At 53.1% G+C, this 25887-nt stretch carries 30 protein-coding genes; 15 read left to right on the plus strand and 15 right to left on the minus strand.

The annotated features are described in order from the left end of the window. Positions 1-16: 16 nt before the first annotated feature. The gene (gene opgB, locus V1566_RS00230; RefSeq protein WP_395304771.1) at positions 17-2359 is read right to left on the minus strand and encodes a phosphatidylglycerol--membrane-oligosaccharide glycerophosphotransferase; all 2343 of its coding nucleotides are present in this window, start codon (positions 2357-2359) and stop codon (positions 17-19) included. Positions 2360-2565: 206 nt separating this feature from the next. On the opposite strand from opgB, the gene pmrA reads away from it, so the two are divergent. Both pmrA and pmrB read left to right on the plus strand, forming a co-directional pair. Beyond that, complete coding sequence (gene pmrA / locus V1566_RS00235; protein ID WP_024906362.1) at positions 2566-3228, plus strand: two-component system response regulator PmrA; 663 nt, start codon at positions 2566-2568, stop codon at positions 3226-3228. After that, positions 3225-4268, plus strand: coding sequence for a two-component system sensor histidine kinase PmrB (pmrB, locus tag V1566_RS00240; protein ID WP_395304772.1), 1044 nt, complete (start codon positions 3225-3227; stop codon positions 4266-4268). The genes pmrA and pmrB overlap by 4 nt, the downstream gene beginning before the upstream one ends. 34 nt (positions 4269-4302) lie before the next feature. On the opposite strand, the gene cgtA is transcribed toward pmrB, so the two are convergent. The 4 genes from cgtA to rplU all read right to left on the minus strand — a co-directional run bounded on the left by cgtA (position 4303) and on the right by rplU (position 7144). After that, entirely contained in the window at positions 4303-5478 is a 1176-nt protein-coding gene (cgtA, locus tag V1566_RS00245; protein WP_010436018.1) for an Obg family GTPase CgtA, read from the minus strand. A 15-nt stretch (positions 5479-5493) separates the two neighbouring features. After that, complete coding sequence (locus tag V1566_RS00250; protein WP_395304773.1) at positions 5494-6459, minus strand: DMT family transporter; 966 nt, start codon at positions 6457-6459, stop codon at positions 5494-5496. Between the two features lie 96 nt (positions 6460-6555). Next, entirely contained in the window at positions 6556-6813 is a 258-nt protein-coding gene (gene rpmA / locus V1566_RS00255) for a 50S ribosomal protein L27 (protein ID WP_004385076.1), read from the minus strand. A gap of 19 nt (positions 6814-6832) precedes the next feature. Beyond that, positions 6833-7144, minus strand: coding sequence for a 50S ribosomal protein L21 (gene rplU / locus V1566_RS00260; protein WP_003025032.1), 312 nt, complete (start codon positions 7142-7144; stop codon positions 6833-6835). A 257-nt stretch (positions 7145-7401) separates the two neighbouring features. Between rplU and ispB the strand changes: the two genes are divergently transcribed. Further along, complete coding sequence (gene ispB / locus V1566_RS00265; RefSeq protein WP_395304774.1) at positions 7402-8373, plus strand: octaprenyl diphosphate synthase; 972 nt, start codon at positions 7402-7404, stop codon at positions 8371-8373. A gap of 230 nt (positions 8374-8603) precedes the next feature. After that, positions 8604-8891: a DNA-binding transcriptional regulator SfsB gene (sfsB, locus tag V1566_RS00270; RefSeq protein WP_023333600.1), complete on the plus strand. Its 288-nt coding sequence runs from the start codon at positions 8604-8606 to the stop codon at positions 8889-8891. 60 nt (positions 8892-8951) lie between these two features. Here sfsB and murA read toward each other — a convergent pair whose 3' ends face one another. The 7 genes from murA to mlaF form a co-directional block, all read right to left on the minus strand. Further along, positions 8952-10211, minus strand: coding sequence for a UDP-N-acetylglucosamine 1-carboxyvinyltransferase (gene murA, locus V1566_RS00275; RefSeq protein WP_395304775.1), 1260 nt, complete (start codon positions 10209-10211; stop codon positions 8952-8954). Positions 10212-10261: 50 nt separating this feature from the next. Then, on the minus strand, positions 10262-10516 hold the full coding sequence (ibaG, locus tag V1566_RS00280; protein WP_023333602.1) for a BolA family iron metabolism protein IbaG: 255 nt from the start codon (positions 10514-10516) through the stop codon (positions 10262-10264). Positions 10517-10642: 126 nt separating this feature from the next. Further along, a complete protein-coding gene (gene mlaB, locus V1566_RS00285) occupies positions 10643-10936 on the minus strand; it encodes a lipid asymmetry maintenance protein MlaB (RefSeq protein WP_395304776.1) in 294 nt (97 codons plus the stop codon). After that, positions 10936-11571: a phospholipid-binding protein MlaC gene (gene mlaC / locus V1566_RS00290; protein WP_063143581.1), complete on the minus strand. Its 636-nt coding sequence runs from the start codon at positions 11569-11571 to the stop codon at positions 10936-10938. The genes mlaB and mlaC overlap by 1 nt, the downstream gene beginning before the upstream one ends. An 18-nt stretch (positions 11572-11589) precedes the next feature. Beyond that, entirely contained in the window at positions 11590-12138 is a 549-nt protein-coding gene (gene mlaD, locus V1566_RS00295) for an outer membrane lipid asymmetry maintenance protein MlaD (RefSeq protein ID WP_395304777.1), read from the minus strand. A 4-nt stretch (positions 12139-12142) separates the two neighbouring features. Next, positions 12143-12925, minus strand: a complete 783-nt coding sequence (gene mlaE, locus V1566_RS00300; RefSeq protein ID WP_023333605.1) for a lipid asymmetry maintenance ABC transporter permease subunit MlaE — start codon at positions 12923-12925, stop codon at positions 12143-12145. Positions 12926-12932: 7 nt separating this feature from the next. After that, on the minus strand, positions 12933-13745 hold the full coding sequence (gene mlaF / locus V1566_RS00305) for a phospholipid ABC transporter ATP-binding protein MlaF (protein WP_023309353.1): 813 nt from the start codon (positions 13743-13745) through the stop codon (positions 12933-12935). A gap of 227 nt (positions 13746-13972) precedes the next feature. Between mlaF and V1566_RS00310 the strand changes: the two genes are divergently transcribed. From V1566_RS00310 to npr, 11 genes are all read left to right on the plus strand, one after another. Further along, entirely contained in the window at positions 13973-14950 is a 978-nt protein-coding gene (locus V1566_RS00310; RefSeq protein ID WP_395304778.1) for a calcium/sodium antiporter, read from the plus strand. Positions 14951-14963: 13 nt separating this feature from the next. Next, positions 14964-15950: an arabinose-5-phosphate isomerase KdsD gene (gene kdsD / locus V1566_RS00315; RefSeq protein WP_032659705.1), complete on the plus strand. Its 987-nt coding sequence runs from the start codon at positions 14964-14966 to the stop codon at positions 15948-15950. Between the two features lie 14 nt (positions 15951-15964). Continuing rightward, entirely contained in the window at positions 15965-16531 is a 567-nt protein-coding gene (gene kdsC, locus V1566_RS00320) for a 3-deoxy-manno-octulosonate-8-phosphatase KdsC (protein WP_023309356.1), read from the plus strand. Beyond that, the gene (gene lptC, locus V1566_RS00325) at positions 16528-17103 is read left to right on the plus strand and encodes an LPS export ABC transporter periplasmic protein LptC (protein ID WP_121424777.1); all 576 of its coding nucleotides are present in this window, start codon (positions 16528-16530) and stop codon (positions 17101-17103) included. The genes kdsC and lptC overlap by 4 nt, the downstream gene beginning before the upstream one ends. Further along, positions 17072-17626 (plus strand): lipopolysaccharide ABC transporter substrate-binding protein LptA, encoded by a 555-nt coding sequence (gene lptA, locus V1566_RS00330; RefSeq protein WP_395304779.1) that lies wholly within the window; start codon positions 17072-17074, stop codon positions 17624-17626. Before lptC ends, lptA begins: the two co-directional genes overlap by 32 nt. A gap of 6 nt (positions 17627-17632) precedes the next feature. Continuing rightward, positions 17633-18358 (plus strand): LPS export ABC transporter ATP-binding protein, encoded by a 726-nt coding sequence (gene lptB / locus V1566_RS00335; RefSeq protein WP_025756692.1) that lies wholly within the window; start codon positions 17633-17635, stop codon positions 18356-18358. Between the two features lie 47 nt (positions 18359-18405). Then, positions 18406-19839, plus strand: a complete 1434-nt coding sequence (gene rpoN / locus V1566_RS00340; protein ID WP_063143582.1) for an RNA polymerase factor sigma-54 — start codon at positions 18406-18408, stop codon at positions 19837-19839. 22 nt (positions 19840-19861) lie between these two features. Continuing rightward, positions 19862-20149, plus strand: coding sequence for a ribosome hibernation promoting factor (gene hpf, locus V1566_RS00345; RefSeq protein WP_008501444.1), 288 nt, complete (start codon positions 19862-19864; stop codon positions 20147-20149). Between the two features lie 82 nt (positions 20150-20231). Further along, positions 20232-20723, plus strand: coding sequence for a PTS IIA-like nitrogen regulatory protein PtsN (gene ptsN, locus V1566_RS00350; RefSeq protein WP_008501443.1), 492 nt, complete (start codon positions 20232-20234; stop codon positions 20721-20723). Positions 20724-20768: 45 nt separating this feature from the next. Then, positions 20769-21623 carry an RNase adapter RapZ gene (rapZ, locus tag V1566_RS00355; RefSeq protein WP_014885397.1) on the plus strand — a complete coding sequence of 285 codons (855 nt, stop codon included), beginning with the start codon at positions 20769-20771 and terminating at the stop codon, positions 21621-21623. Beyond that, on the plus strand, positions 21620-21892 hold the full coding sequence (npr, locus tag V1566_RS00360) for a PTS phosphocarrier protein NPr (protein WP_003861872.1): 273 nt from the start codon (positions 21620-21622) through the stop codon (positions 21890-21892). Before rapZ ends, npr begins: the two co-directional genes overlap by 4 nt. Before the next feature lie 38 nt (positions 21893-21930). Here npr and mtgA read toward each other — a convergent pair whose 3' ends face one another. From mtgA to arcB, 3 genes are all read right to left on the minus strand, one after another. After that, positions 21931-22656: a monofunctional biosynthetic peptidoglycan transglycosylase gene (gene mtgA, locus V1566_RS00365; RefSeq protein WP_395304780.1), complete on the minus strand. Its 726-nt coding sequence runs from the start codon at positions 22654-22656 to the stop codon at positions 21931-21933. After that, a complete protein-coding gene (gene elbB, locus V1566_RS00370) occupies positions 22653-23306 on the minus strand; it encodes an isoprenoid biosynthesis glyoxalase ElbB (RefSeq protein WP_395306036.1) in 654 nt (217 codons plus the stop codon). Before elbB ends, mtgA begins: the two co-directional genes overlap by 4 nt. Before the next feature lie 232 nt (positions 23307-23538). After that, positions 23539-25872: an aerobic respiration two-component sensor histidine kinase ArcB gene (gene arcB / locus V1566_RS00375; RefSeq protein WP_395304781.1), complete on the minus strand. Its 2334-nt coding sequence runs from the start codon at positions 25870-25872 to the stop codon at positions 23539-23541. Between the last annotated feature and the right edge of the window lie 15 nt (positions 25873-25887).

Genomic DNA, 25887 nt, shown 5'->3' on the forward strand with positions numbered 1-25887 from the left:
GATTGCAGGCCGCCCCTTATATTGACTTCCTGTCAGTGGCTTGAACCACTGGTATAATCTTCACTTCACTCAGCCCGATACCTATCTTTCTCACAGGTGAAGTATAGTTTTGCCCTAATATGCTGCCCTCTCGGCTCAGCGTGGGTTCAGGTGGGGTAATGATCAGCAAGCGCGAATAGAGATCCCCTGTGTAATGAAGAGTAACCCTGGTTGCCTTCTCACCAAAACGCGCATACTGCGTCTGTTCACCTATTGTTATGGCAACGGGTGCATTAATATTTTTGCCATAGGCTTTCGCTTCAATCTCAACATTAAATTCGCGAGGGAACGGTGACTTATACAGCAACATGACTGAAGGGGAGGTCATCGCATCTGACCAACGCCCCCAGGATTCCTGGCGACCGACCCCCATCATGTTTTCGATAAACATGGGTATCCCGTCTAAGGCAAATTTGAATGTATCCGAGACATAACGAACGTCATCTGGACTCATTTTCAATTGCCCCTGATCACGTTGATAGCGCGCAGTAACTGTTGGGCCATCATCAATGTTTACCTTGCCTTCATAGACATCACTGTCCACTTTATTGACCGTAATCTTTCCTCCGGCCTTACCCTGTGTGATGCACCAGGCTTCAGAGAGCACAAACTCGTTTCGCCAGATAGTTGCCGGTCGATAACATTTATCGACCCAGACAAAATGCTCACCTTCGGGTAAAAATGCCAGTGATTGCTTTAACGAGATTTTTTTGCTGCCATCATCAATGACGGGAAGAACTTGATCAGATTTAATGTCGACCAGGATTGGCAAGCTAAAAGTATGGCCGCTAAACGAAATCTCTTTTTTTTGTGTATTGATCGTGAAATCGTCGATGTGGTCTGGCATTCCCCAAATTCCACGTATGCTTTCAGCCCATGCATAAAGTTTGTTTTTAAAATCAGGTATACTTTCCGAGAGCGATTTTTCGCTGACTGAACTCCGCCCCAGACCTATTTTCGTTACGCCACCCAGCAGATCCAGAACGGTTGCACCATTATCAAGAGTACTTCTTGGCTGCGATTTCAGGCCAGACTTCACCTGCGGCCCGAGGATGAAAAACAGATCCCGACGTTCCAGTTTATTGAGATAATCAACAGCAACCGCTGTACTGGGCATGGCCAGGTGATCCGATGAGAGAACAACGAGTGTATTTGCGGCCCAGGGGGATGACAGAATCTTTTGTACAAACCGCGAGATATCTTCCTGACTGCAAAGCACAGCGCTTAATGCTTCAACAGAACGACCATCAATGGTGTAATTTTTCTGACGACAACCGGGTGAGATATACCCCTTCGGTGGATGTGTATCGACCGTCAGTGTAAACAGGGCAAAACGTTTTCCGGAAGCGGAAAGCTCAGTAAATTTCTCCCAAGCTTTGTCCAATACCACATTATCATAGAGTCCCCAGTTATTTTGTAGATCAAAATTTTCCTGTAGACCAGATTCCGTTAACCCCCATGTATGCTTTATGCCATGCACTTTTAAAAAAGCATCTTTATCGGCAAAATGAAGGTTTGCACCTTGATAAAAATAGGTGTCGTAGCCTGAGGCACTCAGTATATCCCCCAGACAGTGACTCCCGGGGTAGAATGTACCTACGGTATTTTCACCATCAAACGTTGTGGGTTTGAATAATGGTAACCCACACTGTGAAGCAACAATACCCGCGATGGTGAAATCAGTTGCTGGCATTTGGAAAGTATTAGAAAAATCGACGCTTCTTTCTCTTAATTTATTTAAATCCGGTAACAACCCTGGGAAAACAGCCTCATCGAAATAGGTGCGCTCAAGACTTTCAGCATATATATATACCAAGTTTAACTTAGGCTGTTCAATTTTACTCGGTTGATTAATATAATATTCATTAAAATCTGAACCATCCACTTTTTCTGATAACATCATAGTTCCGCTAAGTTGCGAAAAAGCAGGAGAAACAAGCAACGCCAGGACACCACAAAAGCTGGACAAAATTGCATAAATCCAACTTTGCTTCTTAAATGCTCCCCCACTGAATAAAACCCTATGAATAATAATAACGATCGTCGCACAGAGTAAGATTGCTAATACTGATGTCCATATGTAATCATTTATTTCTCCGCCTTCCATCGTTGTCGTTAGCGTGTAAAGAACCGACTCATTTACCCCATCACCGGTAAAATACTGGCAAACAGTCCAAAAGCCATCAAGAAAAACAGCCCCAACAATCGATACAAAAATGAGTACTGAAATGTAAGCATTTTGTTGGCTTTTATACCGATAAATAAGTATTGCAACAATAATTAAAATCATTGAAAGCATTAATAAATAAAGAGATTCCATTCTTTTACCCGTTTATCTCAGTACGTCAACGACAACAACCGTGCCAGAAAAAGTCTGGTATTATATCTGGAGGCTTATGCACCCACTATTCAATTAAATTTAATTAGGATTTTATTAAGATTAATGATGCTAAAACGTGTGTGCACTTGTGCACCACTTTCTGCCATAATCCTGACATCATAAGGATACAGGACCAAAAAACAGAGATGAAACTTCTTATCGTTGAAGATGATCTGTTATTGCAAGAAGGGCTCGCTCTGGGGCTGGCTAATGAAGGCTATGCCCTCGACTGTGCCGGCACTGCGGCAGAGGCGGATGCCTTGATTCAGAGCGGCGAATACAGTCTGGTGATCCTCGATTTGGGCTTGCCTGATAAAGACGGCGCCACGCTGCTCAGCCAGTGGCGACGCCGCGGCATCGCCAACCCGGTATTGATCCTGACGGCACGCGATGCCATTGAGGATCGTATCACCGGCCTCGATGCAGGCGCAGATGATTACCTGGTGAAGCCTTTTGCGCTTGCGGAGCTGCAGGCACGGGTGCGAGCGTTGATTCGCCGCTATCAGGGCCATAGTGATAACTTACTGACCGACGGCGATATTACGCTGAATCTGCAAACCCAGCAGGTACTGCGCCAGGATCAGGCGGTAGAGGTGACGCCAAAAGAGTTCGCCTTGCTTACGCGTCTAATCATGCGCAGCGGGCAAACGGTACACAGAGAAACTCTCCAGCAGGATATCTACTCCTGGCAAGACGATCCGGGGTCAAACACCCTTGAAGTTCACATTCACAACCTGCGTCGCAAGCTCGGCAAGGACAGAATCAAAACCGTCCGTGGCGTTGGCTATCGCCTGGAGAGCCAGAAATGAACAGCATGCGTCGGCGTTTGATGGTGCTGCTGGCAGTCATTCTGTTATTTTTCCAGCTGATAAGCGTCATCTGGCTGTGGCATGAAAGCCGTGAGCAGATTGGTTTTCTCGTTAATGAAACGCTGTCGGCGAAAGCCCGTAATAACCATGTCGAGAAAGAGATCCGCGAGGCGATTGCTTCTCTTCTGGTCCCTTCTCTGGTGATGGTCGGTTTCACGCTGCTGTTTTCATTCTGGGCAGTTACCTGGATTACCCGACCGCTGAATAAACTGCGTGCCAGCCTGGCTAACCGTTCAGCGGATAACTTAACTCCACTTCCAATGTATTCCGACATGGAAGAAATCGGCGCGGTGACAACCTCCCTGAACCAGCTGCTCGCCCGGCTGGACAATACCATTCAGCAGGAGCGTCTCTTCACCGCAGATGCCGCACACGAGCTTCGAACGCCCCTTGCCGGTATCCGGCTCCATCTGGAGCTCATGGCGCAGTCAGGCGCGCCGCAGGCCGCGACGTTAATTAGCCGTATCGATCAGCTCATGCATACCGTTGAGCAGTTGCTGATGCTGGCCCGTGCCGGGCAGGCAATGGCCAGCGGCCACTACGAAACGGTTAACTGGACGGACAACATCATCGCCCCGCTTGGCCTGGAGCATGAAGCCAAAAACCATACGGTGATATGGCCCGCTAAAAGCGCGCTCACGGTTCAGGGAGACGCCGTGCTCCTGCGCCTGATGCTGCGCAATCTGCTGGAGAACGCCGGGCGCTACAGCCCGGCAGGGACGACGATTACAGTGACATTAACCGAGGTCGATGGGGGAACGCAGATCAGCGTTATCGATCAGGGTCCAGGGATTGATGAAGCGCACCGACAGTCCATTACCGAGCCTTTCCGCCGTCTTGACCAGCGCTACGGTGGCAGCGGTCTGGGTCTGAGTATCGTGCAGCGCATTGTGCAGCTTCACCACGGCAGGTTAATGCTAGAGAATGGCGCTGAAGGCGGCTTAATCGCCAGCTGCTGGCTGCCCTCAACGATGGAATAAAAAAAGCCCCCATGATGGGGGCTTCGGACAGAGATTAGTGCTTGTAGATGAACTCGACGCCTTCTTCGTCGTCTTCATCCCAGTCATCGTCCCAGTCTTCATCATCCTCTTCAGCTTCCAGCTCTTCGAGCTGCTGGCGGTGGTAGTCATCCCACATGAATTCGACTTTTTCAGGCTGTTTCGCTTCTTCCGCCTGAACGATTGGGTTCTCGATGATGAAGGTCATCACATCCCAGCACAGATCTTTCACACCAACCTGGCTTGCCGCAGAGATCAGGTAGTATTTATCTTCCCAACCCATCGCTTCGGCAATCGCTTTAGCTTTTGCTTCCGCTTCGGCTTTGTCCATCAGGTCAATCTTGTTGAAGACCAGCCAGCGTGGCTTACCTGCGAGTTTTTCACTGTATTTTTCAAGTTCACCGATGATGATACGGGCGTTTTCGACCGGATCGGACTCATCGATTGGATTAATATCAACGATGTGCAGCAATACGCGGCAGCGCTCAAGGTGTTTCAGGAAGCGAATACCCAGTCCTGCGCCTTCTGCTGCGCCCTCGATCAAACCAGGGATATCAGCGACAACAAAGCTCTTTTCGTGGTCCATACGAACAACGCCCAGGCTTGGCACCAGCGTCGTAAACGGATAATCCGCCACTTTTGGCTTCGCGGCTGATACAGCACGGATAAACGTCGATTTACCGGCGTTAGGCATACCCAGCATACCGACGTCAGCCAGCAGCATCAGTTCCAGCTGCAGCTCGCGCGTATCGCCCGGCGTCCCCATGGTTTTCTGACGCGGAGCACGGTTAACCGATGATTTAAAACGGCTGTTACCGAGGCCATGCCAGCCACCTTTTGCAACCAGCAGGCGCTGACCGTGTTTGGTCATATCACCCATGGTTTCACCGGTGCCCTGGTCAATCACACGCGTACCGACCGGAACCTTGATGTTGACGTCTTTACCACGTTTACCCGTACAATCACGGCTCTGGCCGTTCTGGCCGCGCTCGGCACGGAAAGATTTTTCGAAACGGTAGTCGATCAGCGTGTTGAGGTTTTCATCCGCCTCCAGCCACACGTCACCACCATCCCCACCGTCGCCGCCATCAGGACCGCCACGTGGGATATACTTTTCACGGCGGAAGCTCACGCAACCATTGCCGCCATCACCAGCCACGACCAGGATCGTCGCTTCATCAACAAACTTCATTTTACTCTCCGTAACTCATTCGCCTGAGCGGGGGACTACTACAACCGCTTCATTTTTGCGCCAACGTCCCCAAAGACGATGACCAATGGCGGAATACATCGCGCCCGCAACCACGACAAACGCACCGAGATAGCCCAACAGGTTGAGCATCGGTCTGACGAAGACATCGGGCCAGGCCATTGATAACAAATCTGAAAATAACAGCGTAAACAGCGGAGTAAGCGTAATTAACGCGCTCACCTGCGCTGCCTGCCAGCGCGCCATCGCTTCGGCCAGCGCGCCATAACCGACCAGCGTGTTCAGCCCACAAAAAATGAGGCACGCCAGTTGCCAGTCGCTAAGCTGGGTAATCACGCCCGGCTTTGCTAATGGCAGCAATGCTATTGTACACAAAGTGTACAGCAAAAAGAGGATCTGCTGTGAGGCAAGTCGACGCAATAACACCTTTTGTGCGACGCCATAGCTCACCCAGACCATTGCTGCCCCCACACCGAAAATTACACCCCATGTGTAATCCGTCAGGCGGGTAAAAATCTCTATCAGACTGGTGTTGAAGAACATCACCAGACCGCACAACAGCATGCTCGCCCCGATGATCTGCGTACCGCGCATCTTCTCCTTGAGGATAAAGACGCTGGCGACCATCATGCCCACCGGTGAAAGCTGACCTATCACCTGCGACGCCGTGGGGCTGAGATATTGCAGGGAAGAGCTGAACAGAATGAAGTTACCGAACAGACCACCCGTCGCGATAGCCAGCAACACCAGCCAGCGCGGTTTGCGGAAGAGTCGCAGGGATGGAAGCTTACCTTTGATAGCCAGAATGGCCCCGAGGCCGATGCTTGCCATCAGAAAGCGATAAAAGACCACCGTAGGCGGCTCCATCACTTCCAGTACCTGCTTCATTGCAATTGGCAACGCACCCCAGCACATTGCGGTGGTGAGCGCCAAAAGAATACCCATGCCGGCCTGCTGCTTCATGCCCGTTTTCCCTACAGAAAATATTACCGGGTTTCCAATGTAAAAAGCCCCGCAACAGGTTGCGGGGCTTTAATCCGTTACCGGACCGAGAAAACCTTATTCAGCAACGATGCTGATATATTTACGGTTGTTCGGGCCTTTAACTTCAAATTTCACTTTACCGTCTGCTTTAGCAAACAGAGTGTGGTCACGACCGCAACCTACGTTGTTGCCAGCGTGGAATTTGGTACCACGTTGACGAACGATGATGCTACCCGCCAGAACGGATTCGCCACCGAAACGCTTAACGCCCAGGCGTTTAGCTTCTGAATCGCGACCGTTACGTGTGGAGCCGCCAGCCTTTTTATGTGCCATTTAAATCTCTCCTCAGGTCTTAGGCGCTGATGCCAGTAATTTTCACATCAGTGAACCACTGACGGTGGCCCTGCTGCTTACGGTAGTGCTTACGACGACGAAACTTAACGATTTTAACTTTCTCGCCACGACCGTGTGCAACAACTTCAGCTTTGATAACGCCGCCATCAACGAAAGGAACGCCGATTTTGACTTCTTCACCGTTTGCGATCATCAGAACTTCTGCGAATTCAACAGATTCGCCAGTTGCGATGTCCAGCTTTTCCAGGCGAACGGTCTGACCTTCGCTTACTCGGTGTTGTTTACCACCACTTTGGAAAACCGCGTACATATAAACTCCGCTTCCGCGCACATCCTCGTATGATTCAGAGTGCGCTATAAATATTCACAATAGGGCGCGAATATTACGCAAAACGCGAGCCTTTGACAAGTGCTACCGTCAATACATGAAGAAAAAAAACACAACACGTACGGTAACGTTTATCTGTGCCGTTTTTTCAGTACAATCAGCACTACTATTGATAAACCGAAACCCTTCGTTACCCCATTGAAGATGGGATCAACAGGATAAAAAGCCCGGCTTTTGCGATGAATTTAGAAAAAATCAACGAGTTAACCGCGCAAGATATGGCGGGTGTGAATGCAGCAATCCTGGAGCAACTCAACTCTGACGTTCAGCTGATCAATCAGCTGGGCTATTACATCGTCAGCGGCGGCGGTAAACGCATTCGTCCGATGATCGCCATTCTGGCTGCCAGAGCCGTTGGTTATCAGGGAAATGCTCACATCACTATTGCAGCGCTCATCGAATTTATTCACACGGCGACGCTTCTGCATGACGATGTGGTGGATGAATCGGATATGCGTCGTGGCAAAGCCACGGCAAACGCCGCTTTCGGGAACGCAGCCAGCGTACTGGTGGGGGATTTTATCTATACCCGCGCCTTCCAGATGATGACCAGTCTGGGCTCCCTGAAAGTGCTGGAAGTGATGTCCGAAGCCGTAAACGTCATTGCTGAAGGCGAGGTGCTGCAGCTGATGAACGTCAACGACCCTGACATCACCGAAGAAAACTACATGCGCGTGATCTACAGCAAGACGGCGCGCCTGTTTGAAGCGGCTGCCCAGTGTTCCGGCATTCTGGCTGACTGTACCGAAGCGCAGGAAAAAGGCCTGCAGGACTATGGCCGCTATCTGGGTACGGCATTCCAGCTGATTGATGATTTGCTGGACTACAGTGCGGACGGCGAGACGCTCGGCAAAAACGTTGGCGATGACCTGAATGAAGGCAAACCGACCCTGCCGCTGCTCCATGCTATGCGTAACGGAACGGCCGACCAGGCGAAACTGATCCGTGAAGCGATTGAGCAGGGAAATGGCCGTCATCTTCTGGAACCAGTGCTGGAAGCCATGGCTATCTGCGGATCGCTGGAATGGACGCGTCAGCGAGCAGAAGAAGAAGCCGACAAAGCCATCGAAGCTCTCCAGGTCATTCCCGACAGTCCGTGGCGCGAGGCGCTGATTGGTCTTGCCCACATCGCCGTTCAGCGCGACCGTTAATCCTCCTTGTCTCTCCCCGCGACCATAGCGGGGAGACTCCAGTACACGCCAGTAAATTCCGCGTTCATGTAAATTCATCGGTTTAGAGACCGCATGAATAAAGGCGTGTCTTATTCTGAATATCCCTTCAAGTAACGCGAACTTTTTAGAACAAGAGTTTGAAATGGGTATAGTAACCTCGTCGTTTCAGAGGAAACGGCGTAGGTGAATCCGAACTTAAGGACAGCGTTATGGATACGAAATTTATCGACTGGCACACGGCTGATATTATTGCCGCGCTGCGCAAAAGAGGCACTTCACTGGCAGCAGAGTCACGCCGCCATGGACTGAGCTCTTCAACACTGGCAAATGCCCTCACCCGCCCCTGGCCCAAAGGAGAATTAATTATCGCGACGGCGCTAGATACGCATCCTTGGGTGATTTGGCCTTCTCGCTATCACGATCCTATTACCCATGAGTTTATCGACAGAACGCGCATGATTCGCCAGAGAAAGGCAAAGAAAGAACCGAAGGAATAACGTTTTTTTGACGGGAATAGCAACCCCCCGGTCATTGCTGGCAGGGGGCTGCCGGAACGATTACTCGCCCTTCACACGCTCGATATTGGCACCCAGCGCGCGCAGTTTATCTTCGATACGCTCATAGCCACGATCGATGTGATAAATACGATCCACCACCGTTGTGCCTTCCGCGATACAACCCGCCAGCACCAGGCTTGCAGACGCACGCAGATCGGTTGCCATCACCTGAGCACCAGACAGTTTCTCAACGCCATGGCAAATCACGGTATTACTTTCGATCTCAGCATGCGCACCCATACGGATCAGCTCCGGTACGTGCATGAAGCGGTTCTCGAAAATGGTTTCTGTGATGAAGCCAGTACCTTCGGCGACCAGGTTCAACAGGGTGAACTGGGCCTGCATGTCCGTTGGGAACGCCGGATGCGGCGCCGTACGCACATTGACCGCTTTTGGACGCTGGCCGTGCATATCAAGGCTGATCCAGTCTTCACCGATTTCGATATCCGCACCCGCATCGCGCAGTTTCGCCAGCACCGCATCCAGGGTATCAGGCTGCGCGTTGCGGCACACAATCTTACCGCCAGAGATCGCCGCAGCGACCAGGAAGGTACCGGTTTCGATACGGTCTGGCAGTACGCGATAGACTCCACCGCCCAGACGCTCAACGCCTTCGATGGTGATACGGTCGGTACCCTGACCGGAGATCTTCGCACCCAGCGCCACGAGGAAGTTGGCGGTATCCACAATTTCCGGTTCGCGCGCGGCGTTTTCAATGATAGTGGTCCCTTCTGCTAGCGTCGCCGCAGACATAATGGTGACCGTTGCGCCCACGCTCACTTTGTCCATGACAATGTGCGCGCCTTTCAGACGACCATTGACGGAGGCTTTAACGTAACCTTCTTCCAGCTTGATCTCTGCGCCCAGTTTCTCCAGACCAAAGATGTGCAGGTCGACAGGACGCGCACCGATGGCGCAACCGCCCGGCAGGGAGACCTGACCCTGACCAAAACGTGCCACCAGCGGGCCAAGCGCCCAGATGGATGCACGCATGGTTTTCACCAGATCGTATGGGGCTGAGAAGTTATTCACCTTGCTGGCATCGATCCAGACGGAACCGTTACGCTCGACTTTCGTGCCCAACTGGGTGAGCAACTTCATGGTGGTGTCGATATCTTTCAGCTTCGGTACGTTCTGAATTTCTACCGGCTCTTCCGCGAGCAGCGCAGCAAAGAGGATTGGCAGCGCGGCGTTTTTGGCGCCAGAAATTGTGACTTCGCCCTGGAGACGCGTTGGCCCCTGTACACGAAATTTATCCATTGTGTGCTCTCTTATAAATTCAACCGTGCTGCGGGCCTGTCGCCCTCAGCTCAAAAACCGTTTAGTTTGCGATCGCGTGCCCACTCTTGCGGGGTGAACGCTTTAATCGACAGGGCGTGGATGCGGTTATCCGCAATATATTCCATCAGCGGCGCGTACACAGCCTGCTGTTTCTTCACACGGCTCATACCGTCGAACATCTCACCCACAGCAATAACCTGGAAGTGACTGCCATCGCCAGAGACGTGGGCTTCCTGAAGGGAGAGTGCATTCATCAGCACTGTCTGGATCTCATGATTTTCCATGGGCTCTTAATCATCTGATAGTGAAAACAAGCCCAACATCTTAGAGCAAAGTGGCGTTGTCTTAAACAAGCAAAAAGCCCCGACGATGAAACTGTCAGGGCTTTCGGAAGTAACGCACTGAAAATATTAACGAGGCAGTACGTCCTGAGGGAGGTTGTAGAGCTGCGCAAGGGTCACGACATTATCGCTCGCGCCGTGAAGCGTGACGCTAGCCCCATGCTTTTTACCTACCGCAACCAGATGGGCCAGCAGCGCAACACCCGCCGTATCCACCCGCGTGACGTCGGTTAAGTCGATGAGCGTCACGCCCTGCATCGCTTCATGGCGTTTGTCCCACAGTGGGTTCAGCAGATCCTGATCCAGCTCACCGGACAACTTTAATCTTTCGCCTTCACGCGACCAGCTGAGTTGCTGTGACATTACTTCTTCTCATCCAGGCTAATTTTCTGACGAGAGATAGACTGCAGCTGTGCGGTCAGGCCATCGATGCCTTTGGTGCGCAGCAGGTCGCTCCATTCATTCTGTTTAGTAGTGATCATGCTTACCCCTTCGGCAATCATGTCATACGCCTGCCAGTGACCGGTCTGGCTGTTTTTACGCCACTGGAAATCCAGACGAACCGGCGGACGACCGTTAGGATCGTTGATTGTTACACGGATAGGGACGATGGTCGCATCGCCCAGCGGCTGCTCAGGCGCAATCTGATAGGTCTGGCCGTGGTACATCGCCAGCGCCTGGCCATAAGCCTGTTTCAGGTATTCACGGAACGCGGCAAAGTAGGCATCACGCTGCGCAGGGGTCGCGTCTTTGTAATAACGTCCCAGCACCAGCGCACCCGCATATTTAATCTGCACATACGGCAGCAGTTCCTGGTCAACGACGTCACGCAGATAATCAGGATTAGCACGAATTTTAGGCTGTTCGTTTTTAAGACGGTCGAAGGTCTTCTTCGCCGCTTCGTCCATCAGTTTGTACGGGTTACTCTGATCCGCAGCGTGCGCGGCGGTAAGAGGGGCGATGACCAGCATGGCAACCATTAACAGTCGTTTAAACATGAATGACTTCTCCTGATATTAATTCGCAGCACCTGGCGTCGGTGCGACGTCGGTATGATCCTGGCTCTGCGCTGGGGCAGCGTCGGATTTTTTCTCATCCCCTTTACTGCTGTAAAGGAACTGACCAATCATATCCTCCAGCACCATCGCGGATTTCGTATCCTGAATGACGCTACCGTCTTTAAGGATAGTCGTTCCCAGCTCGGGGTCTTCAAAGCCGACGTTAAGCGCCAGATATTGTTCGCCCAGCAGGCCGGAAGTGCGAATAGAAAGGGAACTGGTGTCCGGGATATGGTTGTAACGCTCTTCGATATCCATCGCGACGCGCGGCAGATAGGTTTTCTCATCAAGCGTAATGTCAGATACGCGTCCGATCACCACGCCGCCGATACGGACCGGTGAACGCGCCTTCAGCCCGCCGATGTTATCGAAGGTGGCATAGATGCGATACGTCGGCTCGGTGCGCACAGACGTGATATCCGCCGCTCTCAGGCAGATAAACAGCGCGGCCAGCAGCGCCAGCAGCAGGAATACACCGACCCAAATTTCATTTTTTCTCGTTTGCATGAACTCAATTCCCAAACATCAGTGCGGTGAGCACAAAATCCAGACCCAGTACGGCCAGCGACGAATGTACGACTGTACGTGTAGTTGCACGGCTAATGCCCGCCGACGTCGGGATGGCATCGTAACCATTGAACAATGCAATCCAGGTGACCGTAATGGCAAATACCACGCTTTTAATCAGGCAGTTAACCAGATCCATTCGCAGGTCAATGGCGTCCTGCATCGCGGACCAGAAGAAACCGGCATCAATGCCTTTCCAGTGCACGCCGACCAGCGAACCGCCCCAGATACCCACGGCGACAAACAGAATCGTCAGCAGCGGTAAAGAGATCACCCCAGCCCAGAAACGCGGTGAGATCACGCGACGCAGCGGATCGACCGCCATCATCTCCATGCTGGAGAGCTGCTCGGTCGCACGCATCAGGCCAATTTCAGCCGTTAATGCCGACCCCGCACGCCCGGCGAACAGCAGCGCCGCCACAACCGGCCCCAGTTCACGCAGCAGCGAGAGCGCCACCAGCATCCCGAGGCTGGTTTCCGCACTGTAGGTTGTCAGCACAAGATAGCCCTGTAGCCCAAGCACCATACCGATAAACAGACCGGAAACAATGATGATGAGCATCGACAGCACGGCGACATTATAAAGCTGCCGCACCAATAGCGGCGCGTGCTTACGGAATTCCGGCTTGCCGACCAGCGCGTTGAATAACATCAATCCGGCACGCCCGAACGTCCTGATGGTTTTTATGCCACGGTGTCCGAGAGCGGCCAACGCATTTAACAGCATGAGTGGCTTAACTCCCTATTCCCAGTAAATCGTCACGATAGTCGCCCGCCGGGTAGCGGAACGGCACAGGGCCATCGGCAATACCGTCGAGGAACTGCCGCACGCGCGGATCGCAATTTTCCTGCAGCGCCTGGGCGCTACCGTGCGCGACGATCTTTTTGTCCGCCACAATATAGGCGTAATCGGCAATGCTCAATACTTCCGGTACATCGTGCGATACCACAATGCAGGTGACGCCAAGCGCGCTGTTCAGTTCAGAGATGAGCTTCACCAGCACGCCCATCGTGATGGGATCCTGTCCAACAAACGGTTCGTCGAACATGATTAAATCGGGTTCTAATGCAATGGCTCGCGCCAGCGCGGCACGGCGCGCCATCCCACCGGACAGCTCAGAAGGCATCAGCTTCGCGGCGCCCCGCAAACCGACGGCTTCGAGCTTCATCATCACCGTGCTTTTCAGCAGTTCCGGCGGCAGGCTGGTATGCTCGCGCAGCGGGTAGGCCACGTTATCAAAGACATTCATGTCGGTGAACAAGGCTCCCGACTGAAAGAGCATGCTCATGCGTTTGCGAACAGTATACAGGCGCGAGCGCGACATCTCCGGGATGTTTTCGCCATCAAAGAGGATTTCACCGCGATCGGGTGGGATCTGCCCACCAATAAGGCGCAGCAGGGTCGTTTTACCGATCCCGGACGGCCCCATGATGGCAGTGATCTTGCCACGCGGTACGGTCAACGAAATATCATCAAATATCAATCTGTTGGCGCGAGAAAAACTCACACCGCGAACATCGACTAAATTCGCCATCGTTTGGCTCATTTATGGTTCCTTTATTACCCTGCTCACGTTAAGGCATGCCGCCAGAATCAGCCCTCAACTCCGCATTTTTACAGAATAATAGCCGTTGAGGTTAGCGAAAGCTGGCATTTGTTTTACTTTTCCGGCGCATAAAGTCAAAATTAGGAATTCGTTACGCCTCAGACTGTATGCAGTCCAGCCATTCGCGCGCGATGGACCGACGAGTATACCTGAAGAAAGGACTTTTGATGCTTTTAGCAACAGCACTGTTAATAATTGGTTTACTATTGGTGGTCTACAGTGCTGACCGTTTAGTGTTTGCTGCATCTATCCTGTGTCGCCTGACGGGCGTACCGCCTGTCGTCATCGGGATGACCGTGGTCAGTGTTGGAACATCACTTCCTGAAATCATCGTCTCTGTCTCGGCATCGCTGCATGGTCAGTTAGACCTGGCAGTCGGTACCGCGATTGGCTCTAACATCGTCAATATACTATTGATTTTAGGCCTGGCCGCCCTGCTCCATCCATTTCGCGTGCATTCTGATGTTCTGCGCCGTGAATTGCCGCTAATGTTAATCGTAAGCCTGCTCGCAGGCTGCGTATTTTACGATGGTGTACTGAGCTACAGCGACGGCATTTTCTTGCTGGCGCTGGCCGTCATTTGGTTGCTGTATAGTGTTAAAATTGCCCATCTGGCTGAGAAGCAGGGCCAGGATAGCCTCACGCGTGAGCAGGTTGCCGAACTTCCGCGAGAAGGCACGCTGCCTGTTGCCCTGCTCTGGCTTGGCGTTGCGCTGATCATCATGCCGATGGCCACGCGCATGGTCGTGGATAACGCGACGGTGCTGGCGAACTATTTCGCCATCAGTGAACTGACCATTGGCCTGACGGTGATTGCCATCGGTACCAGCCTGCCGGAGCTGGCCACGGCCATTGCGGGGGCACGGAAAGGTGAGGATGACATTGCCATTGGTAATATCATCGGTTCCAACATATTTAATATCGCCATTGTGATGGGTCTGCCGGCCCTGATTACGCCAGGGCCCTTTAATCCCCTGGCGTTCTCACGCGACTACAGCGTGATGTTATTGGTCAGCGTGATATTTGCCCTGCTCTGCTGGCGGCGGCAACGACAGATCGGTAAAGGCGCAGGCGCGCTGCTGACGGGTGGATTTATCGTATGGATGGCGATGCTGTACTGGCTCTCGCCTCTTCTCTCTGGGTAAACGGAAACGCATTATGTCGCAAATAGAATTGCAGCCGGGTTTTGACTTTCAGAAAGCAGGCAAAGAAGTTCTGGAGATTGAACGTGAAGGTCTGGCGCAGTTAGATCGGTACATTAATCAGGATTTTAGTCTGGCATGTGAGAAGATGTTCTACTGTGCCGGCAAAGTCGTGGTGATGGGGATGGGTAAGTCCGGGCACATTGGACGCAAAATGGCGGCAACATTTGCCAGCACCGGAACCTCTTCCTTCTTTGTACACCCGGGGGAAGCCGCGCACGGCGACCTGGGTATGGTCACGCCGCAGGATATCGTCATCGCGCTGTCCAACTCCGGTGAGTCCAATGAGATCCTGGCACTTATCCCGGTACTGAAGCGTCTGCAGGTGCCGCTTATTTGCATGACCAGCCGTCCGGAAAGCAGCATGGCGCGTGCGGCCGACATTCACCTGTGCGTGAAAGTGCCCAAGGAGGCCTGTCCGCTCGGCCTGGCGCCGACGTCCAGCACCACCGCCGCGCTGGTCATGGGTGATGCGCTTGCCGTCGCGCTGCTCGAAGCCCGCGGTTTTACGCCGGAAGATTTTGCGCTTTCCCATCCGGGCGGTGCGCTGGGGCGCAAACTGCTGCTTCGGGTAAACGATATTATGCACACCGGGGATGAGATCCCTCACGTCAGTAAAGAAGCCTCCCTGCGTGATGCGCTGCTGGAAATCACCCGCAAGAATCTGGGTATGACGGTCGTGTGCGACGATCTGATGAAAATTCAGGGGATCTTCACCGATGGCGACCTGCGTCGCGTGTTCGACATGGGTGTAGATGTCCGCACGCTCGGCATTGCCGACGTGATGACGCCGGGCGGTATCCGCGTGCGTCCGGGTACGCTGGCCGTGGATGTGCTGAACCTGATGCAGTCCCGCCATATCACCTCCGTTATGGTTGCCGATGGCGACCAGTTGCTGGGTGTGGTACATATGCATGATCTGCTGCGCGCAGGCGTAGTGTAATGAAGGATAAGACAATGAGTAATGCGGGTGCATCCCTTGCAACCTGTTATGGTCCGGTCAGTACCCAGATGATGGCTAAAGCGGAAAACATTCGTCTGCTCATCCTGGATGTGGATGGGGTACTCTCCGATGGCCTGATTTACATGGGCAATAATGGTGAAGAGCTGAAGGCGTTTAACGTTCGCGACGGCTACGGTATCCGCTGTGCGCTCACCTCCGGTATTGAGGTGGCTATCATCACCGGACGAAAAGCTAAACTGGTAGAAGACCGCTGTGAAACCTTAGGAATTACCCATCTGTATCAGGGTCAATCCGATAAGATGGCGGCATTTAAGGATTTACTGGGTAAACTGGCTATCGCACCGGAAAACGTGGCCTACGTCGGGGACGATCTGATTGACTGGCCAGTGATGGCTGAAGTTGGGCTGAGCATCGCCGTTGCCGATGCGCATCCGCTGCTGATCCCGCGCGCGGACTACGTTACCCACATCAACGGGGGCCGTGGTGCCGTACGTGAAGTCTGCGATCTGCTTTTGCTGGCGCAGGGCAAGCTTGATGAGGCCAAAGGGCAATCGATATGAGTAAAACCAGACGTTGGATTATCATTTTGCTATCGCTTGTCGCACTGGTATTGATTGGCGTGAACCTTGCCGATCGCGACGATACGCAAACGCAAGTGGTCAACAATAACGATCCAACCTATAAAAGCGATCACAGCGACACCGTGGTCTACAGCCCGGAAGGCGCGCTGAACTATCGCCTGATTGCCCAGCATGTTGAATATTTTTCAGATGACGGTATTTCGTGGTTTACCCAGCCTGTCATGACCACATTTGATAAGGACAAAGTCCCGACGTGGTCAATTAAGTCAGATCGGGCAAAACTGACAAATGACCGTATGCTTTATCTGTATGGCCACGTTGAAGTCAACGCCCTGACCGCTGACTCGCAACTGCGAAAAATTACGACGGATAACGCCCAGATTAACCTGGTAACCCAGGACGTGACCTCGCAGGATCTGGTCACACTGTATGGCACAACATTTAATTCCAGCGGTTTGAGAATGCGCGGGAACTTACGCAGCAAAAACGCCGAGCTGATTGAAAAGGTTAGAACCTCCTATGAAATTCAAAACAAACAAACTCAGCCTTAAAGTAATTATCGCCAGCGCGATGCTGGCGACCAGTCTCCCCGCGCTTGCTGTAACGGGCGATACCGACCAGCCGATCCATATCGAGTCCGACACCCAGTCTCTCGATATGCAGGGTAACGTCGTCACCTTCACGGGTAACGTCGTCATGACTCAGGGCACCATCAAAATTAACGCCGACAAAGTGGTCGTGACCCGTCCAGGTGGCGAGCAGGGCAAAGAGATCATTGATGGTTATGGTAATCCGGCGACCTTCTATCAGATGCAGGACAACGGCAAGCCGGTGAAAGGTCGCGCCTCGCATATGCACTACGAGCTGGCGAAGGACCTGGTCATCCTGACCGGGAATGCGTATCTGGAACAGCTGGACAGCAATATTACCGGCGACCGGATCACCTATCTGGTGAAAGAGCAAAAAATGCAGGCCTCCAGCGAGAAAGGCAAACGCGTCACCACCGTACTGGTTCCGTCGCAGCTGCAGGACAAAGGCAAAGGCCAGGCCCCGGCACAGAAGAAGAGTAACTAATTCGTTATGGCAACATTAACTGCAAAAAATCTCGCGAAGGCCTATAAGGGCCGCCGTGTCGTAGAAGATGTCAGTCTGACCGTCAACTCCGGCGAAATTGTGGGCCTGCTTGGCCCGAATGGTGCAGGTAAAACCACAACCTTCTACATGGTCGTTGGCATTGTGCCGCGTGATGCCGGCAACATTGTCATTGACGATGAAGACATCAGTCTTCTGCCGCTGCACGCGCGCGCGCGCCGTGGGATCGGCTATCTGCCGCAGGAAGCCTCCATTTTCCGTCGTCTTAGCGTTTACGATAACCTGATGGCGGTCCTGCAAATTCGTAACGATCTGACCAGCGAACAGCGTCAGGATCGTGCCAACGAGCTGATGGAAGAGTTCCACATTGAGCATCTGCGTGACAGCCTTGGTCAGGCGCTCTCCGGGGGTGAACGTCGCCGCGTTGAGATTGCGCGTGCGCTGGCCGCAAACCCGAAATTTATCCTTCTGGATGAACCGTTTGCGGGCGTTGACCCGATCTCGGTTATCGACATTAAACGTATCATTGAGCACCTGCGTGACAGCGGGCTTGGCGTACTGATCACCGACCACAATGTCCGTGAAACGCTGGCCGTGTGTGAACGTGCGTATATTGTGAGCCAGGGCAATCTGATCGCCCACGGTACGCCGCAGCAAATCCTCGAAGACGATCATGTTAAGCGCGTCTATCTTGGGGAAGACTTCAGACTCTGATAGGGTAGAGGTAACGTAACGCCGAACCGGAGAAAAATGCTCTGAACATGAAGCAAGGTTTGCAATTAAGGCTCAGCCAACAACTGGCGATGACGCCGCAGCTACAGCAGGCAATTCGCCTGTTGCAACTGTCCACGTTAGAACTTCAGCAGGAGCTCCAGCAGGCGCTGGACAGCAACCCCCTGCTGGAACAAACCGATCTTCATGACGAGGTAGATACCCAACAATCGCAGGATACGGAAGCGCTCGACACCGCGGATGCACTCGAACAAAAAGAGATGCCCGACGAGCTTCCGCTGGATGCCAGCTGGGATGAAATCTACACCGCCGGAACCCCTTCCGGTACGCGTGCAGACTACCAGGATGATGAGCTACCGGTCTATCAGGGCGAAACCACCCAGTCACTGCAGGATTACCTGATGTGGCAGGTGGAACTCACCCCCTTCTCCGATACCGACCGCGCGATTGCCACCTCAATCGTCGATGCCGTTGACGACACCGGCTATTTGACCGTCACGCTGGACGATATCCTGGAAAGCATGGGCGACGAAGAGATTGAGCTTGAGGAGATCGAAGCCGTTCTGAAGCGCATCCAGCGTTTCGATCCGGTAGGCGTGGCCGCAAAAGATCTGCGCGATTGCCTGCTGATCCAGCTTTCTCAGTTCAGCAAAGAGACGCCATGGATCGACGAGGCGCGCTTAATCATCAGCGATCATCTGGATCTGTTGGCTAACCACGATTTCCGCTCCCTGATGCGCGTCACGCGCCTGAAAGAAGAAGTGCTGAAAGAAGCGGTGAATCTGATCCAGTCGCTCGATCCGCGCCCTGGACAGTCGATCCAGACCAGCGAGCCCGAGTACGTGATCCCGGACGTGCTGGTCAGAAAACACAACGACCGCTGGGTCGTTGAACTGAATTCAGACAGCATTCCTCGCCTGCAAATCAACCAGCAGTATGCCTCCATGTGCACCAGCGCGCGTAACGACTCCGACAATCAATATATTCGTAGCAATCTTCAGGAAGCGCGATGGCTGATCAAAAGTCTGGAGAGCCGAAATGATACGCTGCTACGCGTCAGCCGTTGTATTGTCGAACAGCAGCAGGCGTTCTTTGAGCAGGGCGAAGAGTATATGAAACCGATGGTACTGGCGGATATCGCCCAGGCCGTCGAAATGCATGAATCAACCATTTCCCGTGTTACCACGCAGAAGTATCTGCACAGTCCACGCGGTATTTTTGAGCTTAAGTATTTCTTCTCCAGCCATGTGAATACCGAGGGCGGCGGCGAAGCGTCGTCAACGGCCATTCGAGCCCTGGTGAAGAAGTTGATCGCCGCGGAGAATCCCGCGAAGCCACTAAGCGACAGTAAGTTAACCACCATGCTGTCCGATCAGGGTATTATGGTGGCACGTCGTACTGTTGCGAAGTATCGAGAGTCTTTATCCATTCCGCCGTCCAACCAGCGTAAACAGCTGGTCTGACACAACCGATAAGGAAGACACTATGCAGCTCAACATCACTGGACAAAACGTCGAAATTACTGAGGCTTTACGCGACTTTGTGAACGCGAAGTTTGCAAAACTCGAGCAGTATTTCGAAAGGATCAATCAGGTCTATATTGTGTTGAAAGTGGAGAAAGTGACTCATATCTCGGATGCCACCCTGCATGTTAACGGGGGTGAACTGCATGCCAGTGCGGAAGGGCAAGACATGTACGCTGCTATCGACGGCTTGATTGATAAGCTTGCACGACAGCTCAATAAACATAAAGATAAACTGAAACAACACTAATTGTCCGGGCAGTTAACGGGTGCAGGACGGCCTGTTGTGAAACACAACAGGCCATTTGTACAGTTAGCGCTTAGGTGAAATTATGATGAACAACGATTCCGCTCTTCAACTGAGCAATGTCCTTAACCAGGAATGTACCCGCAGTGCGGTTCACTGCCAGAGCAAAAAACGTGCGCTGGAGATTATCAGTGAACTGGCTGCAAAACAGCTGGGCCTGCCGCCGCAGGTGGTATTCGAAGCGATTCTGACCCGTGAAAAAATGGGCAGTACCGGTATCGGAAACGGCATCGCGATCCCGCACGGCAAACTGGAAGAGGATACCCTGCGTGCCGTTGGTGTGTTTGTGCAGCTTGAAACACCCATCGCCTTCGATGCCATTGATAACCAGCCCGTCGATCTCCTCTTCGCGCTGCTGGTGCCTGCCGACCAGACGAAAACCCATCTGCATACGCTGTCGCTGGTCGCAAAACGTCTGGCCGATAAAACCATTTGCCGCCGACTGCGCTCGGCCCAAAGTGATGAAGAGCTCTATCAAATTATCACTGAAGCAGAAGGCAATCAGGATGATGCATAACCAGGAGATGGCCTTCACATCTGTTGTCCTGAGGAGAAACGGAACATGGTGCTGATGATTGTCAGTGGCCGTTCAGGATCGGGGAAATCCGTTGCTCTGCGCGCGCTGGAAGACATGGGTTTTTACTGTGTTGATAACCTGCCGGTCGTATTATTGCCCGACCTGGCCCGTACGCTCGCGGAGAGACAAACCTCTGCCGCCGTCAGTATTGACGTCCGTAACATGCCTGAATCGCCAGAGATCTTCGAACAGGCCATGAGCAACCTGCCTGATGCGTTCTCACCTCAGCTGCTGTTCCTTGATGCAGACCGCAATACGCTGATCCGTCGCTACAGCGATACCCGTCGCTTGCACCCGCTTTCCAGTAAGAACCTCTCCCTGGAGAGCGCTATCGATGAAGAGAGCGACCTGCTGGAGCCGCTGCGTTCTCGTGCCGACCTGATTGTCGACACCTCTGAGATGTCCGTTCACGAGCTGGCGGAAATGCTGCGTACCCGGTTGTTGGGTAAACGCGAGCGTGAACTGACGATGGTGTTCGAATCCTTCGGCTTTAAGCATGGTATTCCGATTGATGCGGATTACGTTTTCGACGTGCGCTTCCTGCCGAACCCGCACTGGGATCCGAAGCTGCGTCCAATGACCGGTCTGGATAAACCCGTCGCGGCCTTCCTCGACCGGCACACAGAAGTTCACAATTTTATCTACCAGACGCGAAGCTACCTTGAGCTATGGTTACCTATGCTGGAGACAAACAATCGTAGCTACCTGACGGTAGCGATTGGCTGTACCGGCGGTAAACATCGTTCGGTTTATATCGCCGAACAGCTGGCCGACTATTTCCGCTCGCGCGGGAAGAACGTCCAGTCCCGTCATCGCACGCTGGAAAAACGTAAAACATGACCGTAAAACAAACCGTTGAGATCACCAATAAGCTGGGTATGCATGCACGCCCGGCGATGAAACTGTTTGAGCTGATGCAGGGTTTCGATGCAGAGGTTCTGCTGCGGAATGACGAAGGTACCGAAGCGGAAGCGAACAGCGTGATCGCCCTGCTGATGCTGGATTCCGCCAAAGGGCGCCAGATTGAAGTTGAAGCTACCGGTCCTCAGGAAGAGGAAGCGCTGGCGGCGGTGATTGCCCTGTTTAACGCCGGCTTTGACGAAGACTAACGTTCGCCCCTCGGCGGGTGGCGCTGCGCTTACCCGCCCTACATAAGATTATTACGCTGCATAAAACCCTCTCCGCCCAGCTGATTCATCTGGCGTATGATCCACGCCTGACGGCTTCGCACGTACCCTGATGGGGCACTGGCTTTAAAGCGGATGGGATTCGGTAAAACAGCGGCCAATAGCGCTGCTTCTGACATGCTCAGACGGCTGGCTGGCTTATTGAAATAACGCTGCGCGGCAGCTTCCACGCCAAAAACACCGTCGCCAAACTCAGCGACGTTGAGATAGACGGTCAGAATGCGTTTTTTGCTCCAGACCGTTTCCATCCCCAGGGTCAGCCCCGCTTCCAGCCCTTTTCGCACCCAGCTTCGACCATCCCACAGAAACAGATTTTTGGCCGTCTGCTGCGACAAGGTTGACGCACCGCGCACGCGGTTTTCATGGCGTTCGTTATGGGCTAGCGCCTTCTCAATGGCCGCCACGTCGAATCCCCAGTGCTCCGGGAATTTCTGGTCCTCTGCCGCGATGACCGCCAGCCCCATGAACGGGGAGATCTCGTCCATGCTCACCCAGTCAGAGTGGGCAACATAGCTGAAATCACCGCTGAACCACGCGCCGAGCTGGCGCTCAACCATAACGGCAGAGAACGGAACCGGCATAATGCTGAATAAAGCCAGCCCGCCTCCCCAGAATACCGCCAGTACAAGAACGATGCGCAAGAGAAAACGTTTCACCCCTGCGCCTGCGGCAAATTTACGCCTCATTCAGTCAGCACCAGCACGCGGGCCACCAGCTTTTCAATGCCTGAGGCCGCCTCAGCGATATTGTTCGCCAGCATATACGCTGGCGTGGTGACAATTTTGTTATCTTCATCAACCACAATGTCATCAACCGGGCACGGAACGTGTTCGCCCCCCATTTCCTCGACGATCTCTGCGGTATCAATATCCGTCCCGATAGTCAGGCGCAGCGGGAAATCAAAAATCCGGGGCAGCATTGCCGGCGCGATGCAGATAAAGCCCAGCGGTTTTCCTGCCGCATGCATGGCCTGCGATAGCGCCTTTAGATGAGGATCGATCTGACACTCCGCGCCCTGCGCAGCAAAAGTACTGAGATTTTTGGCCGCGCCAAAACCACCCGGCACAATCAGCGCATCAAGCTCTGTCGGGTCTGCCTGAATAAGAGGATGGATATCACCTCGCGCAATACGCGCGGCTTCAATCAGTACATTACGGGTTTCCGCCATCGGTTCACCGGTCAGATGATTAATCACATCCGCCTGATTTTTATCTGGCGCAAAACAAATAACCTCTGCTCCGTGCTTAGCCAGGGCCAGCAGCGCGATGACGGCTTCATGTATCTCAGAACCATCGTAAACACCGCATCCGCTCAGTACGACACCAATCTTTTTCATCATGACAATCCTTTTCTGCAACTTGCTGAAGCACATTAATAATTTTGATTAAAACGCTATGCTTCACACATTTCACTGATTCATGTAACAAACCATTTAAGATTTGCTATCTTATCTGCGTGCGGCCTAAATTTTTCAGGCAGCGCCCTTTCGAAAATAACTTTAAAAAACAGGCGCAGCCACGATTTCCCTGGTGTTGGCGCAGTATTCGCGCACCCCGGTTAAGCCGGGGTCATTTTTTTCTGGCATCGACCCAGGCTTTAAGCACCGCAACATCGTTTTGCCACTCTTGTTTCATCTCTTCAACCCAATCACCCACGTTATCTTCCCATGCAGGTAAATCAGGCGACTGAATCTGTTGACCCAGTTGCTGCAGGTGACGTAGGCCAACCGAGCCGGCGGCACCTTTAATTTTATGTCCTTCTTCCACAATGCCCTTCTGGTCACGAGCCGTCAGGTTTGATTCCAGCACGCTCAGATAGCCCGGCATCATTTTTTCGAACACCGCCAGGCCATCGGTAATCAGTTTCGGGCCGACCAGATCGATGTACTGCTCCAGCATCGTGGTATCGAGTATCGTTTGGGCTTTTGCGCTATCAACAGACGTCATGGTGCTCTCCTCTTCATCACGGGTATCCCAGAACTTCTTAATCATGGCGGTCAGAGCAGGCACCGCCAGCGGCTTGCTGAGTACATCGTCCATACCGGCATCGAGATACTCTTTTTTATCTTTCAGTACGTTCGCCGTCAGCGCCACCAGCGGCGGCAGTTCGTCGGCCGCGTACTGACGCGTCAGCTCACGCGAGATATCCAACCCGGTCATATCGGGTAACTGAATATCCAGCAGGACAAGATCGTATTCGCCGGGTTTAAACATCTCCAGCGCGGCTTTACCGGTCATCGCGACATCTACGCTGTTGCCCAGTTTTTCCAGCACGGAGCGCGCCACAATCACGTTCAGCTCAATGTCTTCCACCAGCAGGACGTGTAGCGCAGGCAGCGGCATGTCGTCGTTTTCAAAGGTATCCTCAACCTCCTCCGCCACCGCCGGCGCATGCACCGTCAGCGTGAAAGTTGACCCATTACCCGGCTGGCTGGCAACGGTGATATCGCCCCCCATGCTTTTCGCCAGCCGTTTAGAGACCGCCAGGCCAATGCCCGTTCCGGTCGCCGGTTTCCCGCCGTTGCTGTCTTTCACCTGGTAGTACATCGCGAAAATTTTGTCCTGCTCCTCCTCTGGAATACCCATCCCGGAGTCTTCCACCTCGAAGTGCAGCATATCGCCTTCGTCAAAGCGGATGCGCACCGCCACCTGCCCCTTCTGGGTAAATTTCACCGCGTTGCTGATAAGGTTCCACAGGATCTGGCGCAGACGCGTGCCGTCAGTCACCACTTTATGCGGCAGCGGCAGGGTTGGCTGCATGACAAAACGCAGTCCCTTCTGCTGCGCCTGCAAGCCGGACAGGTTTTCCAGATCGGCAAGGAAGCTGGTGAAATCAACAGGCTGATTATCAAGCTGAACTTTACGGCGCTCCATCTTATCCATATCAATAATATCGTTGAAGATATTACCCAGCGTGACCGCTGAGACATGGATAGTCTTGAGGTATTTTTCCTGCTCTGCCGTCAGGTCAGTATCAAGCAGAATACGGCTCAGCCCGACAATGCCATTAAGCGGCGTACGCAGTTCGTGGCTGATAGTCGAGATGAAGGTGGTTTTGTCGCGGCTGGCGCGCTCCAGGGCATCCTGATAGCGCTTACGCTCGGTGATATCGCGGCCAAAGCCCATCAGGCCGTGGCGTTTCCCCACGCGGTCATAGTAGGGCACCTTACGGATCTCAAAGCAGGCTTTGCGTCCGTCCGGGTAATCCAGCCACTGTTCATAGGTCAGCGAGACGTTATGGCGGAAGACTTTTTCGTCCGTCTCCATGACCTTGGCCGCCGCCTCTTCAGAGTAAACGTCCTGCGGCTTCAGGTTAACCAGCTGCTTCTCGCTTTTCCCTGTGAGCAACTCCATCGCCCGGTTACAGCCGGAAAACTCTTTATCTTCATTACGGTAAAACACCAGATCCGGCGAAGCATCAAGGAACGACCGCAGGAAGGAGGATTGCTGCTCAAGCTGGATCTGCGTGACCTCGCGCTCTTTCATTTCGATTTTCAGCTGCTCAAGCGTAGCCTGACGCTCGGCCTCCGCCTTCTCACGATCTGAAATCTCCTGGTTCAGCTGCGCAATGTTGTCTTTGAGCTGGACGTTGAGCTTCAGGTCGCGCTCGCGCATCTCTTCCAGTTTATCGACCAGTTTTGACAAACGCTGACGGGACTCTTCCAGCTGTTCAACCACCACAGAAAGGAAATAAACCGCCCAGGGAGTAATGAGCAAGCCAAAGAAGATGGAGCGGATGACGTCGATACTCTCGACCTGACCATGCAGAACCATGGTGACGGCCATTTGCACGACAATGGCCAGAACGACCAGCGCCAGCGCAAGCAGCATGGAGAAACGCACCAGCCCAAGCTTCATCATCAGGTCGACGTAATACTGGGCAAGCATTCGAATTTGCTTCATAGAGGATCCCTTCAC

This window comes from Enterobacter sp. ECC-019 (genome assembly GCF_043974075.1).
Taxonomy (GTDB): Bacteria; Pseudomonadota; Gammaproteobacteria; order Enterobacterales; family Enterobacteriaceae; genus Enterobacter; species Enterobacter asburiae_D.